19 protein-coding genes are annotated in these 17,474 nt (G+C 42.3%); 9 read left to right on the forward strand and 10 right to left on the reverse strand.

Going from position 1 to position 17,474, the window contains the following annotated elements:
• Nucleotide 1 precedes the first annotated feature (1 nt).
• The 3 genes from IRQ78_RS14955 to rpoE are packed head-to-tail and all read right to left on the reverse strand — an operon-like array spanning nt 2 to nt 2,169.
• On the reverse strand, nt 2–955 hold the full coding sequence (locus IRQ78_RS14955; protein WP_054554333.1) for a MucB/RseB C-terminal domain-containing protein: 954 nt from the start codon (nt 953–955) through the stop codon (nt 2–4).
• Between the two features lie 4 nt (nt 956–959).
• Nucleotides 960–1,586: a sigma-E factor negative regulatory protein gene (locus IRQ78_RS14960; RefSeq protein WP_138600274.1), complete on the reverse strand. Its 627-nt coding sequence runs from the start codon at nt 1,584–1,586 to the stop codon at nt 960–962.
• Between the two features lies 1 nt (nt 1,587).
• On the reverse strand, nt 1,588–2,169 hold the full coding sequence (gene rpoE / locus IRQ78_RS14965) for an RNA polymerase sigma factor RpoE (protein ID WP_036969086.1): 582 nt from the start codon (nt 2,167–2,169) through the stop codon (nt 1,588–1,590).
• Nucleotides 2,170–2,562: 393 nt separating this feature from the next.
• On the opposite strand from rpoE, the gene nadB reads away from it, so the two are divergent.
• A complete protein-coding gene (nadB, locus tag IRQ78_RS14970) occupies nt 2,563–4,185 on the forward strand; it encodes an L-aspartate oxidase (RefSeq protein ID WP_054554331.1) in 1,623 nt (540 codons plus the stop codon).
• Here the strand turns inward: nadB and IRQ78_RS14975 are convergent.
• Together IRQ78_RS14975 and IRQ78_RS14980 are read right to left on the reverse strand one after the other, a co-directional pair.
• The gene (locus tag IRQ78_RS14975) at nt 4,160–4,567 is read right to left on the reverse strand and encodes a protein YgfX (RefSeq protein WP_194442592.1); all 408 of its coding nucleotides are present in this window, start codon (nt 4,565–4,567) and stop codon (nt 4,160–4,162) included. The two genes, nadB and IRQ78_RS14975, sit on opposite strands and share 26 nt — an antisense overlap.
• The gene (locus tag IRQ78_RS14980) at nt 4,560–4,811 is read right to left on the reverse strand and encodes an FAD assembly factor SdhE (protein ID WP_054562257.1); all 252 of its coding nucleotides are present in this window, start codon (nt 4,809–4,811) and stop codon (nt 4,560–4,562) included. Before IRQ78_RS14980 ends, IRQ78_RS14975 begins: the two co-directional genes overlap by 8 nt.
• 120 nt (nt 4,812–4,931) lie before the next feature.
• Here IRQ78_RS14980 and ygfZ point away from each other — a divergent pair, with 120 nt between their 5' ends.
• Both ygfZ and IRQ78_RS14990 read left to right on the forward strand, forming a co-directional pair.
• Entirely contained in the window at nt 4,932–5,843 is a 912-nt protein-coding gene (ygfZ, locus tag IRQ78_RS14985; RefSeq protein ID WP_194442593.1) for a tRNA-modifying protein YgfZ, read from the forward strand.
• A 12-nt stretch (nt 5,844–5,855) separates the two neighbouring features.
• Nucleotides 5,856–6,341 carry an FKBP-type peptidyl-prolyl cis-trans isomerase gene (locus IRQ78_RS14990; protein ID WP_054554327.1) on the forward strand — a complete coding sequence of 162 codons (486 nt, stop codon included), beginning with the start codon at nt 5,856–5,858 and terminating at the stop codon, nt 6,339–6,341.
• A gap of 35 nt (nt 6,342–6,376) precedes the next feature.
• On the opposite strand, the gene IRQ78_RS14995 is transcribed toward IRQ78_RS14990, so the two are convergent.
• From IRQ78_RS14995 to IRQ78_RS15015, 5 genes are all read right to left on the reverse strand, one after another.
• Nucleotides 6,377–6,853 (reverse strand): hypothetical protein, encoded by a 477-nt coding sequence (locus IRQ78_RS14995; protein ID WP_138600268.1) that lies wholly within the window; start codon nt 6,851–6,853, stop codon nt 6,377–6,379.
• A gap of 14 nt (nt 6,854–6,867) precedes the next feature.
• Nucleotides 6,868–7,662 carry a DUF481 domain-containing protein gene (locus tag IRQ78_RS15000; RefSeq protein ID WP_370316364.1) on the reverse strand — a complete coding sequence of 265 codons (795 nt, stop codon included), beginning with the start codon at nt 7,660–7,662 and terminating at the stop codon, nt 6,868–6,870.
• Nucleotides 7,663–7,721: 59 nt separating this feature from the next.
• On the reverse strand, nt 7,722–8,042 hold the full coding sequence (locus IRQ78_RS15005; protein WP_054554325.1) for an HI1450 family dsDNA-mimic protein: 321 nt from the start codon (nt 8,040–8,042) through the stop codon (nt 7,722–7,724).
• 118 nt (nt 8,043–8,160) lie between these two features.
• Nucleotides 8,161–11,274 (reverse strand): efflux RND transporter permease subunit, encoded by a 3,114-nt coding sequence (locus IRQ78_RS15010; RefSeq protein WP_194442594.1) that lies wholly within the window; start codon nt 11,272–11,274, stop codon nt 8,161–8,163.
• A gap of 9 nt (nt 11,275–11,283) precedes the next feature.
• The gene (locus tag IRQ78_RS15015; protein ID WP_228482648.1) at nt 11,284–12,486 is read right to left on the reverse strand and encodes an efflux RND transporter periplasmic adaptor subunit; all 1,203 of its coding nucleotides are present in this window, start codon (nt 12,484–12,486) and stop codon (nt 11,284–11,286) included.
• A gap of 258 nt (nt 12,487–12,744) precedes the next feature.
• Between IRQ78_RS15015 and IRQ78_RS15020 the strand changes: the two genes are divergently transcribed.
• From IRQ78_RS15020 to IRQ78_RS15045, 6 genes are all read left to right on the forward strand, one after another.
• Nucleotides 12,745–13,536, forward strand: coding sequence for a crotonase/enoyl-CoA hydratase family protein (locus tag IRQ78_RS15020; RefSeq protein WP_194442595.1), 792 nt, complete (start codon nt 12,745–12,747; stop codon nt 13,534–13,536).
• A gap of 69 nt (nt 13,537–13,605) precedes the next feature.
• Nucleotides 13,606–13,959, forward strand: coding sequence for a CidA/LrgA family protein (locus IRQ78_RS15025; protein WP_194442596.1), 354 nt, complete (start codon nt 13,606–13,608; stop codon nt 13,957–13,959).
• A complete protein-coding gene (locus IRQ78_RS15030; protein WP_166341800.1) occupies nt 13,949–14,659 on the forward strand; it encodes an LrgB family protein in 711 nt (236 codons plus the stop codon). The genes IRQ78_RS15025 and IRQ78_RS15030 overlap by 11 nt, the downstream gene beginning before the upstream one ends.
• Nucleotides 14,660–14,692: 33 nt before the next feature.
• A complete protein-coding gene (locus tag IRQ78_RS15035; RefSeq protein WP_054554320.1) occupies nt 14,693–15,532 on the forward strand; it encodes a mechanosensitive ion channel family protein in 840 nt (279 codons plus the stop codon).
• A gap of 109 nt (nt 15,533–15,641) precedes the next feature.
• Nucleotides 15,642–16,784, forward strand: a complete 1,143-nt coding sequence (locus tag IRQ78_RS15040) for a PepSY-associated TM helix domain-containing protein (protein WP_054554319.1) — start codon at nt 15,642–15,644, stop codon at nt 16,782–16,784.
• Complete coding sequence (locus IRQ78_RS15045) at nt 16,784–17,254, forward strand: hypothetical protein (RefSeq protein WP_054554318.1); 471 nt, start codon at nt 16,784–16,786, stop codon at nt 17,252–17,254. Before IRQ78_RS15040 ends, IRQ78_RS15045 begins: the two co-directional genes overlap by 1 nt.
• The last annotated feature ends 220 nt before the right edge of the window (nt 17,255–17,474 follow it).

Here is a 17,474-nt window from a genome sequence, read left to right on the forward strand (position 1 = left end):
TTTAAAGAGGTCGCGCTACCGACTCAGCTATAGCTTTGGCTGTCATAGCTGGGATATTACCAACAACCGATACATCAAAGCTACCACCATTGTGCACATACACAGTCGTTGCACCTGAGGTTAAAGCGCCGCTTGCACGCTTTCCAGGTAACGGTCTTTGAATAAAAACAGACACTTCAACAAACCCATCTGAATATAAATAATAGTCAGCAAGTTCATTATTTAAATCAAGTTTATGGCGATCTGACTTTAATAACTTAAAGCCATCAGGGAGCCAACCAATTTTCCAATCATTCGCTGCGCCGTCACCATCGCTGGCTAAATCGTTAGTCGCAAGGACTGCTGGAAAGTCACGATTTTGCATTTCAACTAACATAGGTGCTGGCTGCTCTGTTACGCTGATATGAGTTAACTGTAACTGCTCAAGCATTTCACCTTTGTGATTCACATAGGCAGATTTAAGTAACAACGATGACTCAGTATCTAGCCAAATCCAATAGTTATATTTGTATTCATCTTTTGATTCGATACGCACTAACTGTGCTGAGCGCCCTGCAATACGGCCTTTTCCGCCAAGCACAAAATCATAGTGAGCGCTTAGCCGATTGATATCTTTAAAAAGCACTTCAGGAATTGGCCCGGCTATAGAGTCTGTTTTCACTGAATAAGGCTCAGAATGAGGCTCAAAATAGGTCACTTGATCATCAACGCGCACCATTTCTAGGCCAGCGCCGTTGAGTAAACTTAAATGCTCAAGCTCAATATCGCCTTGTTTTGCATGTAACCAGCGATAGGGTTCCATGGCTTGGCCTTTTACAACCACAAATGATGCGTCAAAGTTGCGAGTATGAACGGCCATAGCCATATCATTTAATAAAGTCTTGGCGGGATTTTCGTCGCTGGCAATGGCTGGAGCCGTTAATACCAGCGACAAAATAAAAGTAAAAACTTTCATTTAATTAGTTTTTTTCCTCGTCTGCATTTTCTGCAGTTTGCGATTTTTCTAGCGAATATGCAACACGTGCTTGACGTTGGTGCTCAAGCACTAATGCACCAATACGCTGTTGTTGTAACTCACGTAAACCTTGCTCTGCATTTTCTAATGCAGGTTGCTCAGATGAGTAACTAACAGGAGAGGCCATACCGGTTAATGGTACAGTTTGTAATGTTGGGATGTCATTTTGTGGCACTTCACTGTTTTGTGGCAAAGTTTGTACGCCCACAATAGCAAACATGGCAACACTAGCAGCAATGGCCACTTGGGCAAATGGACGACGCCAATTAAATGCTACTACGTTATCAGTGCCTGTTGCCGCCACGATTTCTTCGCTTTTTGGTGCCGTTGTTTTATTCGCGAAATCTGCGTAAACAGGTTCTTGCTCTAGTGATTCAGCCACTGCATCTGCAATGTCAAAATTAAAAGCGTTGTTATTTGCCTCAGCACGCATTACATCACCAATCATTGCGTAACGACCAAATGTAGACACATCGTCGTTTGTGATCGCTTGATCAGTTAACTGCTGCTCGCCGTCAAGTAACGCGGACAACTGCTCATTATCCAACTTGTTAACGTCTGCTTTTGTCATACTAAGACTCACCTATTAATGGATTCAATTTATTATCAATCGCCTCACGGGCACGGAAAATACGTGAACGCACCGTTCCCACAGGGCAATCCATAACCACGGCTATTTCTTCATAGCTCATACCTTCAATTTCACGAAGGGTAATCGCGGTTTTTAGATCTTCAGGCAAACTATCAATCGTATTAAAAATTACAGCACGTACTTCGTCACTTAATAACAGGTTTTCTGGCGATGCGTTTGAACGCATTGCATCTGCACTGTCATAAAATTCTGCTTCTTCGGCATCAACATCGTTAGCTGGGGGTTTGCGACCCTGCGCAACTAAGTAATTTTTAGCACAATTTACGGCGATACGGTACAACCAAGTATAAAAGGCGCTATCACCTCTAAAGTTAGGTAAAGCACGGTAGGCTTTAATAAAAGCTTCTTGTGCGACATCAGCAACATCACCTTGGTTCGATACATAACGTGAAATCAAACCTGCAATTTTATTCTGATATTTTCTAACTAATAGGTTGAAGGCGTTTTTATCTCCTTGCTGGACCCTTTTAACTAGCGCTAAATCCAAATCCTGCTCGCTCATTCGAGCCGGTACTCCTCTGTTTGATTCTTGCTTGCTATTCATATACTCGCCATTGTTTACACAAACTCTGACTGCACCATGAATATAAAAGTTCAGTTTAAAATGATTTTTTTATAAAATAGCACGCAAATAAATTGAGTCATACCAATCTTATTACACGACAACCTCAATAACTGCTTAAAAATCAACGGTTATCTAAATTAAACTCACAATTTAAAACAGCTAACAATAAACTGTTTATGTGACGATAAAACTAATAAGATTGGTATAACGTATTAAAATGACTAATAGTGTTAAAGCAAATATGGTACATATACGTATACCACATAAAAATTTATTTGCTCAAACTTTTGGCACTACTAGCCGAGCATTGTAACCGCAAAGACCACAGACATGAACCAAAATAAACATCACATTACTGATGTCGCTATCATTGGCAGCGGCGCCGCTGGCCTATCTCTTGCCTTATCGCTTGCTAATCACTGTAAGGTGACAGTACTTAGTAAAGGCGCATTAACTGAGGGTTCTACCTTATATGCTCAAGGTGGTATTGCAGCAGTATTTGATAAAAAGAATGACAGCATTGAATCTCATGTTGAAGATACTCTCGATGCAGGCGGCGGATTATGTGACCGTGATGCGGTTCACTACACAGCGAGCAATGCTAAAAAATGTTTAAAGTGGCTAATTGAGCAAGGCGTACCTTTTGATATGGAGTTCGATTCAAAAGGTAAAGAACGTTTTCATTTAACTCGCGAAGGTGGTCATAGTCATCGTCGTATTTTACATGCTGCCGATGCAACTGGCCGAGCAGTGCAAACAACCTTAATTAGCCAAGTACAAGCACACCCTAACATCACCCTGTTAGAAAATTACAATGCCATTGATTTAATCACAGATAAAAGCTTAGCTAAAAAAGGCAAGCATGTTCACGGCTTGTATGTTTGGAATTGTGTAGATAAAAAAGTTGAAACTATCGCAGCTAAGTTCGTATCACTGGCAACAGGCGGCGCAAGTAAAGTGTACTTATATACTTCTAACCCAGATGTATCAAGTGGCGATGGTATCGCAATGGCATGGCGTGCGGGGTGCCGTGTAGCCAATATGGAATTTAACCAATTCCACCCAACAAGTTTGTATCACCCAGAGCTGCAAAACTTTTTGATCACAGAAGCTATGCGCGGTGAAGGTGCGTATTTAAAACGCCCTGATGGCACTCGCTTTATGAAAGACTTTGATGAGCGCGAAGAACTTGCCCCTCGCGATATTGTTGCTCGTGCCATCGATTTTGAAATGAAACGCCTTGGTGCGAATTGTGTGTACCTTGATATTAGCCACAAAGATAAAGATTTTATCATTGAGCACTTCCCAACTATCTACGCAAAATGCTTAAGTGTTGGCCTCGACATTACCAAAGAAGCCATTCCTGTGGTGCCTGCTGCACACTATACCTGCGGCGGTGTTATGACCGACTTTAATGGCCGTACAGATTTAGATAACTTATATGCGGTTGGCGAAGTAGCTTACACAGGCTTACACGGTGCTAATCGTATGGCGAGCAACTCACTACTTGAGTGCATTGTATTTGCCCATGCTGCCGCGAAAGATATTCTGAGCAAAATCGATGCAAGCCCTGCCCTTGAAGCCTTACCATTATGGGATGAAAGTCGCGTAACTAACTCAGACGAAGAAATCGTTATTACCCACAACTGGCATGAGCTAAGGTTATTTATGTGGGATTACGTGGGTATTGTACGCTCAACAAAACGTTTAGAACGTGCGCTTCACCGCGTTGAATTACTGCAGCAAGAAATTCACGACTATTACGCAAACTTTAGGGTGACAAATAACTTATTAGAACTTCGAAACCTAGTACAGGTTGCAGAGCTTATTATTCGCAGCGCCCTTGAGCGTAAAGAAAGTCGTGGTCTTCATTACACGATTGATTACCCAGAGCAAAACGAAAATCCAACACCGACAATTTTAACGCCTAAGTCGGTTGCTGCACTGCAATAATTGCACGCTTTAAGCGCGAGAAACTTTCTTCATCAACACTGGCTGAGCTTATAATCAGCCAGTGTGATTGATAAAACCCAGCTAACCTCAGCACTACAAAATTAGCAAACACATAGCTTTTAGCCGTTATTTGGCCTTGTACTTTCAGTTTGTCGTTTGCAAATCTAAGCTCTGCTTGCTCTAAAATTATAAAACCCTTTTCAGGTTGTGCTTGTTGGACTTTTTTAAAACTAAGAATGGCTAAGAAAAAGCACGCAAAGCAAACCAACAGTTGAGCGATAACATGCTGATAAGCAAAACATAAAATAATGGCTGTTAAGCAAAAAAAGACCACAAAGGGTTTGTGGTCGGGGGTGTTATTTGTAACGGTAAACCTATACACGAACTCGGTCTAAAATTAACGCAACCATGCCGTTTAGCTCTGGGTCTTTACACTCTTCATGACCCATAAACCATGCGAATAAATCAGGATCATCGCACTCAAGTAAGCGTTGAAAAACGGCTTGCTGTTCTTTTGATAGTGAGTCAAACGCTTCTTCAACGAATGGCATAAATAAAACATCTAGTTCTAACATACCGCGACGGCATGCCCAACGAATACGTTCTTTACTGTGAATTTCAGTCATTTTAAACCTCGTACTTATTTGTCTGCAGTTTACCAAATTGCTATCGAATAAACAGCTATTTAAATTGCTACCCTAACTAAGTTATCATTAGCGCTCATTCATATCGTAAAGAAGGTTTTTATGTCGACTGTTTACGCATGTCCTTTATCTTATTCACTTATCAGCCTAACTGGCAAAGATAAGTTGTCTTACCTTCACGGACAAATTACGCAAGATATCAACAAATTAACTAATGATAACTTCCTTTGGGCTGGCCACTGTAATGCAAAAGGCAAGCTTTGGGGTGTATTTAGGTTGTTTTCACACCTTGATAGCTATTACCTTGCAGGGTCAAAACCTGAGGTAGAGCAATCGCTAGTCGAGTTAAAAAAATACGCCGTTTTTTCGCAAGTAGAAATTCAGCAATCTGAAAAACCGCTAATTGGCTTACTAGGTGATGACCTAACAGCGACACTAGAAACCTTAGCAATTAATTTTGACAGTGAGCACAACGCAGTCGATTTTGCTGGCGGTAAAGCGTTAAAGCTTGCAGATAACCGCGTATTGCTTATGGTCAACGACGAATTTAGCTTACCTGATAACGTCACAGCTCTTGATGATGACGCGTTATGGCAACAGGCAGCTATTGCCGCAGGCGAGCCGTCATTAAACAGCGACGCTATTGGCGAATACGTACCGCAAATGGTTAACTTGCAAGCGCTTGGTGGTATCAGTTTCAGAAAAGGTTGCTACACAGGGCAAGAAACCGTTGCTCGTATGAAATACCTAGGCAAAAATAAACGTGCTATGTACATAGTTTCGGGCAAAGCTGAAGGCTTGCTTGATGAGCTAGAACTTGAAACCCAACTGGGCGAAAACTGGCGCCGTGCTGGCAAGCTTATTAGCCAAAGTTTTAATCAACAAACGCAAACCTTAATGGGCCTTGTTGTGCTTCCGAACGATAATGAAGCTGGCCAAATTTTGCGAGCTAAACACCTCCCTCAGGTAGAGTTATCTATTCAAGCTCTGCCTTACTCTCTCGAAGATGAATAAATAGGAATGACTATGATCGTAGCAGCAAACAAAGTGGTAAAAATGCATTATTCAGTATTGGATAATAACAAAAACACCATCGACAACTCTTTCGATGGCGAGCCACTGGTGTTTATCGTTGGCACGGGTTTTTTAATTCCAGGCCTCGAAAATGCGCTATTAGGTAAAGAAGCGGGCGACACATTCAGCGTAACTGTTGAGCCAGAGCAAGGCTATGGTGAGCGTCACGATGACCTAATGCAAGCAGTACCAAAATCAATGTTTGAAGGTATGGAAATTGAAGTGGGTATGCAGTTCCGCGCTACGACTGACGCTGGCGACCAATCAGTGATGATCATCGAAATTCAAGACGAAGACGTTATTGTAGATGGTAACCACCCACTTTCAGGTATTACCCTTCATTTTGATGTTGAAGTACTTGAAGTACGCGATGCAACTGAAGAAGAATTAGCACATGGTCATGTGCACGGTGAAGGTGGTTGTGGTCACAGCCACTAAACCATTACTATAAAAAAGCGCCACTGGCGCTTTTCTTATATCTGTTCGACTACTTCTTCTGTATCCACAGAAGCGTCTGTCACAGGTTCAGCAATATGTTCTCTAAGCGCAGCCAGTAAACCTTCTTGGTCATTGGTTCCTAAGCGATAGTGCGTGCCGTCTTTCATTGCCAATTCAACAGCACTAAATCCAGATACACTGTAAACCCAGCCATCATGGGTGATACGCAGACCAATACCATGACGAAATGAATTACTTACCGCTCGAACAGATTCAATCTCATCAAAAGTCACGGTTTTTCCAAATACACCCGGACCGAATGCCCAGCTTACTGTTTTATCGCTCACCTTAATCGTTAAGCCATGAAACAAAAAGGCCACCAGCACTAAGATAGCGCTAAACACCATAAGAGGAATATCTGCACCAATTAAGTTCCAAGCTAAGGCAATGAAGGCGCCAATCCAGCCTAAAATAACAAAAATAAAAATAGCGTACTGTTTATGTTGATACATTCTGAAGTATTCTCTTAAAAGCTATAAACAAAGGTTGCACTCAGCTCAGAATCGTACTTGAGCTTATCTTCCTCTGGTTTTGAGTTATAGCGATACATGTAAGTAAATTTGAGTGATACATCACCCATAATTTTGCTGATCAGGGATGTTTCTGACTTTAAACGCGAGTTTAACCCTGACAATGATTGTTCATAACTGACATCTTGATTAAAGCGAGTGCGAGCAGAAACCGTACGCTCCCACTGCAGCGCTAGACGAAGCAGATAACCGGTTTTTGTTTCATCTTCTTCTGTTGCAGTCTCTTGATCAGCCACCGAGCGGTATAAACCAGGGCCCACATCGATATCGACTTTATTCTTGCTACCTTGGTAAATGCGGTTACCGTAACCCGTCGCTATGGTGCTCTTAAACTCAAGACCACTAAACTTATCTCGCTCATAGTCACCGTAAATGAAAAATGACTCATTTTTCACATTTAGCTTATAGTTACCTTGGCCTGATACAAAAATACGGTCAGCAGAAACTTCTTCATCACCGGTTTCTTCATTACGGTCACGTTTGTATAAAGTATCGAGCTTAAATTGGTTACGCCACTTTTCGAAATCTTGGTAAAGGTTACCTTTAAGTTTGAAACTAGTTGAGTTGGTATTACCGCGGCTTACCATAAAACCAAACTCCATATCTCCGTACAGCAACTCGCCTTTATGAATTTTATGGATTTCTTCTTCTGATAATTGCCCGTACTCATGAAAGTCTTCAAACGGATCAACAGCAAAAGCCTGCCAACTGCAAACTAGTAGGGCGGGCAAAATAATTCGTTTTATTGAATTAAAACAACTAAAAGTAGAGTCAAACATCGGCTGGAGAGTTATTCGCTATCTTTCCAAAGAATGTGGCAAAACGGTGCATCTTTGTCTCGGCTAATTAAAATTTTCGCAAACAAGATATCTTGATTGTCGAATTCAAGTCCTACTAAGACTTGCACAAATAGCTCAGGTTCAATTTCTAGTGCAACAAAATCTTGCCACTGCTCGTCAGGCTCACCTTCTTCAATAAAGCCAAGCTCTTCTCTGTGCTCGTTAAAATCAGCAATATCTTGCTCGCTTAAATTATCAGGTGCTAACTCTAAAAAGATATCATAAGCCTGATGAGTTACTTCTTCTTCACTGTATAAGCGTGGACCAGCCATTCCTTAAACCTCTGCACATGTGTATCGCTTTGAATCTGGCTATGATAACAAACCTCTTTTGAGTTTTACCAAAAAAAAAGCCAGGTTGCCCTGACTTTTTTGTAATTAATAACAGATTTTACTCCGCACTTGCTGTGCCTTTTATCTTTTCGCGCATTGATTGCACGAGCGTATAAAATAGAGGAACAAGCAAGGTGCCAAAAATGGTTGCAGCTAACATCCCGAATAACACGGTAATACCGAGCGATATTCGACTGCCAGCCCCTGCGCCACTTGCAAACACCAGCGGTAATACGCCAAGTACAAACGACAATGCCGTCATCAATACGGCCCTAAAGCGTAATCTTGCCGCATTAAGAGCCGCTTCAAAAATACCTTTACCTGCCGCACGCTCTTCCATAGCAAATTCGACAATCAAAATAGCGGTTTTGGTGGATAGGCCAATCAGTAACACTAAACCAACCTGCGCATAGATGTTGTTTTCCATACCGATCACATACAGCGCAAGCATGGCACCAAATAACGCCAACGGTACCGCTGCAATGACCGAAAACGGAATTGTCCAGCTTTCGTATTGCGCAACCAAGAATAGATACACAAATACCACCGCTAAGCCAAATAAGATTGGCGCCATATTACCCGCTTCAATCTCTTGTTTAGACTGCCCAGCCCACTCATACACATAGCCTGTAGGTAATTGCTCAGCTAGCTCTTGCATTGCTTTAATGGCATCACCACTGGCATAACCTGCTGCAGGTTGTCCGCTAATGCTTGCACTACGATATAAGTTAAAGTGCGTTAAGCTTGTAGGGCCTAAAATTGGCTCCAGCTTAGCCAATGTAGTGAGCGGCACCATTGCTCCCTCATCATTACGTACATAGTAGTACTGTAAGTCTGCAGGGTTTTGACGAAAACGGCTTTCCGCCTGCATGATAACGCGGTAAGTACGGCTAAATTGGTTAAAGTCATTTATGTATAACGAGCCAAGTTGCGCCTGCAAGGTTAAGAAAATATCGCTAAGCGCCACCCCTTGAGCTTTTGCCTTATTACGGTCAATTTCAAGGAAATACTGTGGCACATTTGCTCTAAATGTACTGTAAACATTTGACAGCTCTGGACGCTGGTTCGCTTCATAAATTAAGCCATTTAACACTTGTGCAAGTTCAGCAGGCTCGCGTCCTTCACTGTCTTGTAACCTAAACTCAAAGCCTGCGCTTGTGCCAAGTCCAGGTATTGAAGGCGGATTAAAGGCCATGATTTGCGCATCTGGCATCGCCCAGAACTGCCCCATCAGGCGCGTTAGTACTGCACGTAAGCCAAGCTCTGGGCTGGTACGCTCTTCCCAATCCTTGAGTACCACAATACCAAGCGCATTATTAGAACCCGCACCACCGAGTAATGAAAAGCCAGAAACCGCAATAAAGTCAGTTGCCGCTGGTTCATTTCTTACAATCTCGCCCAGCTTATGCATTACATCTTGGGTACGACCGCTAGCTGCCGCATCTGGTAATTGCACATCAACAAAAAGAAAGCCTTGGTCTTCTGCTGGTACAAAGCCTGTAGGCACTGTTTTTACTAGCCAACCTGCAGCCGCAAAAATAACCACCGCAAACAATGCCATTCTCGCGGTACGTTTGAGGATAAAGTTAATAACTTTACTGTAGCCATTGGTCGAACGAGTAATGATATTTTCGAATGGGGCTAACCATTTAATCGGCTTCATGGCTTTTTCATTTAACAATAAAGCACACAATGCAGGGCTTAAAGTCAGTGCATTTAAAGATGAAATGAGTACCGCAAATGAAATCGTCACCGAGAACTGTTTATAAAGCTCCCCAGTTATTCCCGGCATAAAGCCTACTGGCACAAACACCGCAAGTAATACTAAGGTCGTTGCCACGATTGGCCCCGATACCTGCTCCATCGCTTTGGTAACCGCTTCTTTAATTGGCAGCTTTTCTTCTTTTAGTATTCGCTCAACGTTTTCAATAACGATAATGGCATCATCGACCACAATACCGATTGCAAGTACTAAACCAAACAAGGTGATTAAGTTGATGGAGTAATCCATCATCATCATAAACGCGAAAGTCCCCACCAAAGATACCGGAATAGCCACCGTTGGAATGAGCGTAGCGCGCCAATTTTGTAAGAATAAAAATACCACTAAAATAACCAAGCCAACCGCTTGGACAAGGGTGACAACCACTTCATCAATCGAGCGATTGATGAACTCTGTGGTGTCATAAGGAATCGAGTACTCAACACCATCAGGTAGCTGTTTAGCAAGCTCTGCCATACGGGCTTTTACATCAGCAGCTACTTGCGTCGCATTCGCCTCTGTTAGCTGATAAATAACGATGAATGCAGTGTCTTGCTGGTTTAACTTTGCTGTTGTGCTGTAGCTTGCTGCACCTAATTCAATACGGGCAATATCATTCAAGCGCACAAAGTTACCATCTTTGCTCGAGCGGATAATGGTTTGGCCAAACTCTTCAGGGGTTTTTAAGCGCCCTTTAGCCTGAATCGAATACTCAAATTGCTGACTCGGTGCTGAGGGTGCAGCACCCAGCTTACCCGCGGCTACGATGGTATTTTGCTCTTGCAGTGCCGCTTGAACTTCTGACACAGTTAAACCTAATGATGCCATTCGATCTGGGCGTAACCACAAGCGCATTGAATAGGTTTGCTCCCCCATTACTTCAGCAGAGGCAACCCCATTAATACGGCCAAGTGGCTCGGTTAAGTAATTGGTTGCATAGTTACTTAAGAAAATAGCGTCGATATTTTCTTGATTAGAGTACAGGTTGATACCGAGAAGCATCGAACTCGACTTTTTCTTAACCGATACACCTTGGCGTTTAACTTCTTCAGGTAACCCTGCTTCAGCAAGTGCCACACGGTTTTGTACGTTAACTTGGGCTATATCCGTGTCTGTACCGACTTTAAAGTAAACAGTTATGTTGGCCGTGCCGTTATTCGACGATGTTGATTCGATATACATCATATCTTCAACGCCATTAACTTGCTCTTCTATGGGCCGGATCACCGACTCTTCAACAATTTGCGCACTTGCACCCGGGTAATTGGCACTAATTTGTACTTGCGGAGGGGTTATTTGCGGGTACATATTCACAGGCAGCAAGGCCATTGAAATTAAACCCGCTATGGTAATAACAATCGAAATTACCAAGGCAAATTTTGGGCGAGATATAAAGGTTTTACTGATCATATCTCACTCCTAAGAGTTAGCTTTGCTAGAAATAGTGCCGGTTGTTTCATCGACATTTTTTTCAACAGCTTTCACTTCAGCGCCTTGGCGTACCTTTTGTAAACCTTCAATAATGACTTTTTCACCCGCCTCTAAACCAGACTCAACCACCCACATTGCATTAATACGACGACCCAGCTTAACAATCCGCATAGCCACTTTGTTTTCGTCATCAACAACGAGTACAAACTTACCTTGCTGGTTTTCTTGCACTGCAACTTGAGGAATGAGTGCCAAGTCTTGTTTATTCGTACTTTCAACGATTAAAGTGACGAATAGACCCGGCATAACGATGCCATCAGGGTTATCAAAAGCGGCTCTTAGCTCAACCGTGCCTGTATTGCGGTTAATTTTGGTATCTGCAAAATCAAGTTCGCCTTTATCAGCAAAAGTTGAGTTGTTTGGTAAACGCAAAGTTAAGTCGATAGGCACATCACGAGGGTCTTTATCTGAAGGTGCTTGATTATTTTGGCGATAAGAGATGTAGTCAGCTTCTTCAACCTGAAAACTTACATAAATTGGGTCAACATCGGTCAGCTCTGCAAGCTCATTAGATGATGGCCCAACAATATTACCCACATCATAGTTCACTTTACCGATGCGCCCTGCAAACGGTGCGCGTATCTCAGTATAGCTTAAATTAAGTTTTGCTTTTTCAAGCTCAGCTTCCGCGGCTTTTACAGCTGCTGTAGCCTGTTCAAAATTTGTGGTGAGTTTATCGAGGTCTGATTGTGAAATAAAACCTTGCGCAGCCACATCTTTACCACGTTTTAAATCTCTTTCAGCGGCGCCCGCTGCGGCAATTTTACTTTTTAGATCGGCTTCAACTTCTGCAACAGTTGAGCGATACTCAGATGGGTCAATACGTAATAAAAGCTGATCTTTCTCAACCGATGAGCCTTCATTAAAGTGGCGTTCAATGAGTTCACCCTCAACTCGGGCTCTAATCGCAACCTCTTGGAATGCTTCAGTACGCGCGACAAACTCTCGGTAATTACCAACTTCCTGTGTGACGACATTAAATACTGATACGGCCGGTGGCGGCGTAGTTTGTTGTTGTGCTTTATCATCTGAACAGCCAACTAATGTAGTTGTTAATGCGACAGAAATTGCAGCAAAAGCCAAAGAACGAGATGATTGTTTAGTTATGCGAGCTGTTTTGCCCATCAGCATATATTTACTCCTAGTAGCGCGACTTAAAACTAAGTCTAGTCGTGTCATGAGATTTTGCGAAAGTATCTAACTAATCACAAAACAAAGCTAGCTGCGAACTAGCACCTTTGTTTTAAAAATATACACCAATTTGTAACTAAATATATGACAAGGTTACCCATTTTTGGAAAATATAATGATTACTTGCGACACATCAGCAATTCTTTACTTAGATGTAATTAACTCGTAAGCTCTAACAAACAGGTCAGAGGAGTCACCATGATAAAACTAGAAATAAAACAACAAGTCGCATGGGTTAGCCTTGCTCGTCCAGAGAAACAAAATGCGCTGAGTTTTGCCATGTTTGTCGAGCTTTCAAACGTAATCAAAAAAATTAAACGTGATCGCAGCTTACGTGCGGTGGTTATCTCTGGCGAAGGCGAACACTTTTGCTCTGGACTGGATGTTGCTGCGGTGATGAAAAAGCCGAGTAATATCATTAAACTTTTATTCAAATGGTTACCAGGAAACCAAAATCTAGCGCAAAAAGTGGTGCTAGGTTGGCAAGACTTAAGTATTCCGGTGATTGCAAAAGTAACCGGACACTGCTTTGGTGGCGGTATGCAAATCGCACTCGGCGCTGATTATCGCATCGTCGATAAAAACGCTAAATTAGCGATCATGGAAGCCCGGTGGGGCTTGTGCCCTGATATGGGGGCTAACGTAGTGCTGGCAGGTTTAATGAAGCGTGACCAAGCACTTTGGTTGGCAAGTCATGCAGGGCCTGTCTCAGCTGAAGACGCTAAAGAATATGGCTTAGTTACACAACTTACTGATGACGTTGATAAACAAACCGATGCTGTACTAGAAACCCTCATGGCGCGCTCGCCAGATACCCTTGCTGCAATTAAACGAATCACACAGCAAAGCTTTCGCTCACAGCAGCGCAAGATTCTCGCTAAAGAAACCTGGAGTCAAATTCGCTTACTGATGAATCCAAATACTAAAAAAGCGATTGCAAAAGCGAAAGGCGCAGAGGATATCAAGTTTAATAATGCCAAATCATGGTAAGCTAAAGTCGCATAGTACAACTGACAAGGGTATGATGTAGTTGTACTTTATTCGCAATTATCCTGACTTATGAAATACCTTATCAGTAGCGTTATTATTCTTACCTGCTTAGCCGTTGCAAAGTTTTTAACGGCTTTGCTTGAAAGCTCATTCCCTGCTCCATTAATCGGTATGGTGTTACTTCTCGTGCTACTGTTAACAGGCCTCGTTAAAGAACAGCATTTAAAACCAACAGCCAGCCCTTTACTTAATTACATGCCGTTGTTTTTCATCCCTGCAGGGGTTGGTATTATTGAACATCTGGGTTTAATTTCACAGAACTGGCCTTTATTACTGACTATTTTTATAGTCGTGCCGCTGAGTAGTGTTTTAATCATAGGCGCTGTTATCGCATATTTTAAGGGCCGTGAAAATGACAGTTAGTTTATGGTGGCTCAGCGTCCCGCTTATTATTGTACTTTTCTTAGTACTGCGATTTTTAAACGCGAAAACCCAGCACGCCACTGTTAAAGCGCTTAGTAACCCTGTGTGCTGGGCAATTGTGTTAATTGCAGCCTTGTTAGTGGCACTTAAGCTCCCCTATGAGCCTTTTGCCGAGCACAGTAAAGTTCTAAGCTGGTTGCTTGAGCCTGCCATTGTGGCATTGGCTTTACCGCTTTATCAGCAATTTATCCATGTCAAAAAGAACCTGCTGCTAATTCTCATAAGTTGTAGTTTAGGGGTGATCAATGCCACCTTTGTCGCGTCGCTTATTTGTTATTTTTTTGCAGCCCCAGCACAGTTAAGCGCATCTTTAGCAAGTTTATCTGTAACAACCCCCATCACCTTGTTAGTAACAGAGTCGCTAGGCGGCATACCTTCTTTAGCGGCAGCCATGGTGATTTTTATTGGCGTACTTGGGGCAATATTTGGTAATTTGATTTTCTCGCTGATAAATATTCGCAATGCCCAAGCAAAAGGCGTTGCCATTGGTACGGCTTGCCATGCCATTGGCACAGCATCATTGATTAGTGATCAGCCAAAAGCGGGTGCCTTTGCCTCTGTGGCGATGGCATTAAGTGCGCTACTCAGTGCTATAATCGTGCCGCTACTCTATCCTGTAATACAGCATGTTCTGGTATAGTCAGAATTCGCAGTAACCTTGTTAGGAAAACACATGATTGACTCAGAAATACAACAAGTCGAAAAATACTACAATCTAATCATGGAATATTTGGTCACCTACAGTATGCAAATTTTAGGTGCTATCTTAATTCTATTTATTGGCCTATGGATTGCGCAAAAAGTATCGAACATGGTTGCTGGCCTCATGCAACGTCACAATATCGATATTACCCTCACCAACTTTGTCAGTAATGTCATCAAAGTATTGCTGATCATTATGTTCTTAGTTATTGCCCTTGGCAAAATTGGCATTAGCGTGACCCCATTTGTCGCTGCCATTGGTGCCGCATCTTTAGGTGCTGGTTTAGCAATGCAAGGCATGCTTTCAAACTACGGTGCGGGCCTTGCTATCATTGCAACAAGGCCATTTGTTGTTGGCGATACCATCGAAGTAAAAGGTGTCAGTGGACAAGTTAAAACCATTGAACTTGGTCACACAATTCTAATTAACGAAGAAAAAGTCGAAATCACCATTCCTAACAAACATATTGTTGGCGAAATTATACATAACTCGTTTAGCTATTCGTTAGTTAAAGGTGAAATAGACATCGCTTATGATGCCAATGCAGACCTTGCTATTGAGCTTATCGAAAAGGTGCTAAACGATCATGAGCTAGTTAGTGACTCTCCTCATGCACAAGTCGGTATTGAGCGTTTTGCTGAGAGCGGTGTTACCTTGAGCTATCGCTTTTGGGTGCCAACCACCAAGATTATTGAGACCAAATTAGCGGTGAACCGCAATGTATTTAAAGTAATTCAAGAGGCGGATATCGAAATACCTTTCCCACAACGAATTGTTACCCTCAACCAAACTAATGATAAAGGCGCTTAAAGCGCCTTTTTTGCAGCTCGTCGACAGAGATTGTGTTTACTCAAAAGATTGTAGTACAATTTAAATGATAACAATTACTATCATCAATTAACGTCGGGCTATTTTTACCATGAGTAAACGTCTTTGGTTCCAACTACATGGTTGGTTTTCGCTCCCAGTATGGGTGCTATTTTGCTTTATTTGCGTCACAGGCACTGTATCTGTGATAAGCCATGAGCTTACTTGGCTGACCAACAGTGAAGCACGTGCAAACAACCCAAATGATTTACCAGCACTTGGTGTTGATCAAGTTATTAATAGCGTTGAAAAAGCCTACCCGACTGCCGATGTAATGAGTGTACTCAATTATGAGCCTTACTTGGTAAATGCGGTTATTTTCACTGATACCGACAAACCTTACGCTGTGGCTTACGTCAATCAATACACTGGCGAAGTACAAGCGGTTAATGAAACGATCTCATTCATTGAATTTATGCGTACCCTGCACGGCTGGCTATTCTTCCCTTGGCAAGAGGGTTACAGCGTAGGTTACTATCTTGTCAGCGCCATGGCTTTTGTTATTTTAGGTGCACTAGTAACAGGCTTAGTGATTTATAAAAACTTTTGGCGTGCATTTAGTCAGCCAAAACTACGTTTTAACCAAGGCAAAAAAACCTTCCTAAAAGATTTACATACCCTAAGTGGCGTTTGGTCAATTTGGTTTATGGCAGTAATGGCACTCACAGGCCTGTGGTATTTAGTGCAAGCCATCATGTGGCATAACGAAATAGACATAGAAGAGCATGCACCGCTCGTGGCGGTTTCAACTTTGCCTGCGAATAAACAAACACCGCCAACCGATTTAAAAGCGGCACTGGCTATTACCAAAGAGAAATTCCCAGATTTCAAACCTAGTTATGTGATGCTGCCAGAGCATAACCGCGGCATGTTTAATATCATGGGCAGTGGCGATACTATTTTCTACGATAACTACGCTTACTCAACTTCAATCAATCCTTGGACGGGTGAAATTGCAGCAAGTAAAAGCCCAGAAACCATGTCGGGATTACTCACCCTTTCGCATATCGCCGATCCGCTGCATTACGGTAATATTGGCGGTCTGTGGACAAAGGTTATTTGGTTTATCTTTGGTTTGATTTTAAGTGGTATGTCGATCACTGGTTTTATGATGTACGCCGCAAAATTAGTAAATAACAAACCTGTAAAAGCGCGCCAATCAGCGCCAGTGAATAACGTTCAGGAGGCAAACTAATGGCTCGTTTACAAGCAACTTGGTGGCAACGTAAAAAGTATGTTTTACATGCTGTGGTACTGGCTTTACCTGTATGGTTTATTTATCAGTCATTAAACCCTCAGTTTCCTGCACTTTGGCAAGAGCAACAAGCGGGCGAATTTAAAATCGCCCCGATGCCGCTAAATGAAGATGCCCCGTACTCACACCACAATGAGTATGTGAAGGATTTCTTTATCGCCTTTAATCAAGGTGACATAAGCAATGTTCGACAGGCGTATTTAAATATTGGCCAAGCGCCTTTAGCACTAACGGAGTTTGCTAAAGATGAAGAAGGCATAATGCATGGCACCAATCATGGTCAGCACGCCCACGCAATAGCTCCTAAAACCATATCAGCAGATGATAAACTGTGGATCACCATCCAAACTTGGCAAGGCCAACTGCATACCCTCAAATGGGATATTCCCAGCCAGTTTATTACTCAATAACATCCGAAAAGCCACTCACTGAGTGGCTTTTTTGTATCTCAGCTAAACACTAAAGTCCCTTCCAAAACAGTTGAAGGTAAAATTTTTGTTAATTAATTTACCATTAACCTTTACAAAGGTAATAATATAATAAAGTATTATAAATAGTTTTCATTTGCACCATTACTCTTAATTAATTGGTGTTGATCAAAACTCATCCAAGGAGCAGAACACACAAGGA

It is taken from the genome of Pseudoalteromonas simplex, from assembly GCF_015278155.1.
GTDB classification, from domain to species: domain Bacteria; phylum Pseudomonadota; class Gammaproteobacteria; order Enterobacterales; family Alteromonadaceae; genus Pseudoalteromonas; species Pseudoalteromonas simplex.